The organism is Candidatus Obscuribacterales bacterium (assembly GCA_036703605.1).
In the GTDB taxonomy this organism is placed as follows: Bacteria; Cyanobacteriota; Cyanobacteriia; order RECH01; family RECH01; genus RECH01.
Window position 1 is genome coordinate 1 of the sequence record DATNRH010000428.1, and the last position, 1,829, is coordinate 1,829.

Genomic DNA, 1,829 nt, shown 5'->3' on the forward strand with positions numbered 1-1,829 from the left:
AGTTGCCAGCAGTTCGGCTGGGCACTCTAGAGAAACTGCCCGTGATAAGCGGGAGGAAGGTGTGGATGACGTCAAGTCCTCATGGCCCTTACGGGTTGGGCTACACACGTGCTACAATGGTGGTGACAATGGGTTAATCCCCAAAAGCTATCTCAGTTCGGATTGTCGTCTGCAACTCGACGGCATGAAGTCGGAATCGCTAGTAATCGCGTAACAGCATGACGCGGTGAATACGTTCCCGGGCCTTGTACACACCGCCCGTCACACCATGGGAGTTGGTTCTACCTGACGACGCTGCGCTAACCCTTTCGGGAGGCAGGCGGCCACGGTAGGATCAGCGACTGGGGTGAAGTCGTAACAAGGTAGCCGTAGGGGAACCTGCGGCTGGATCACCTCCTTTCTAAGGATGTTCCTAGCCAGTGATGTTCGCATCACTCATGGAACACTTAGCAGCTCCGGTCCTTTGCCGGAGCACATCATACGGTCCAGGCCGTCCTCATATCTCTTCAGTACGAAACGGGTACCGCCCGTTCCTTTGGGTCGGTAGCTCAGGTGGTTAGAGCGCACGCCTGATAAGCGTGAGGTCGGAGGTTCAAGTCCTCCTCGACCCACCAATCCTCTTGGAAGAGGGGCGTTAGCTCAGCTGGGAGAGCACCTGCTTTGCAAGCAGGGGGTCATCGGTTCGATCCCGATACGCTCCACCAAGAGATTTCGATTAGATCGCTAAGCACTGTTCAGTGTTTAGCCGTCCAATCGGACGAATTGACATCGTTTAGAGAGATACACATCAGTTTTATGCTGGATCAGGCAGTGCGCCTGGTTCTGCGGCTAGACCGCAAAGCATAATTCTATCCAAGTCAAGTATACTTACCGAGTGTTCAGTTCTGCACGGATCTGAACACTGAATAAAAGTTCCCCTCAACTATGAACCAGGAGGGGAGCGGGAAAATGTATGCTTTTGATCAGTGTCGCCGGAGCTACAAAAGGACCGGCGGCCTCGGAAGAAGCCTGTCTTCTTCTGGATCAAATCAAGCGCGATAAGGGCGTTTGGTGGATGCCTTGGCAGTAAGAGGCGATGAAGGACGTGATACTCTGCGATAAGCTGTGGTTAGCCGAGAATAGGCTTTGACCCACAGATCTCCGAATGGGGCAACCCACCTGACATTCTATTATAATCAGCTCTGCTGTTTATAATGGGGTGAACCAGGTATTTTTAGCCTGAATATATAGGGTTAAAAAGGCAAACCCGGGGAACTGAAACATCTAAGTACCCGGAGGAAAGGAAATCAACAGATACTCCCCTAGTAGCGGCGAGCGAACGGGGACCAGCCGAGCCATGAGTGTGACCAGAACTGTTTGGAAAAACAGACCATAGTGGGTGACAGTCCCGTATGGGAAGCATGATTGGACGTATTAAGTAGGGCGGGACACGTGAAATCCTGTCTGAACATCGGGGGACCACCCTCGAAGGCTAAGTACTCCTTACTGACCGATAGCGAACCAGTACCGTGAGGGAAAGGTGAAAAGCACCCCGACGAGGGGAGTGAAACAGTACCTGAAACCGAGCGCCTACAAGCAGTCGGAGGGGCCTTGAGCCCTGACGGCGTACCTTTTGTATAATGGGTCATCGACTTGGTCTCACGAGCAAGCTTAAGCCGTTAGGTGTAGGCGTAGCGAAAGCGAGTCTTAATAGGGCGACTTAGTTCGTGGGATCAGACCCGAAACCGAGTGATCTAGGCATGACCAGGATGAAGGTTGGGTAACACCAACTGGAGGTCCGAACCCACACCTGTTGAAAAAGGTCGGGATGAGTTGTGCCTAGGGGTGAA

2 tRNA genes and 2 rRNA genes are annotated in these 1,829 nt (G+C 52.8%); all 4 read left to right on the top strand.

Annotated elements, in window-relative coordinates:
• A 16S ribosomal RNA gene (locus tag V6D20_08760) occupies window positions 1–400 on the top strand; the annotation flags it as partial.
• A 137-nt stretch (window positions 401–537) separates the two neighbouring features.
• Window positions 538–614: transfer RNA gene (locus V6D20_08765), tRNA-Ile, on the top strand.
• A gap of 14 nt (window positions 615–628) precedes the next feature.
• Window positions 629–704: transfer RNA gene (locus V6D20_08770), tRNA-Ala, on the top strand.
• A gap of 322 nt (window positions 705–1,026) precedes the next feature.
• Window positions 1,027–1,829, top strand: a 23S ribosomal RNA gene (locus tag V6D20_08775); the annotation flags it as partial.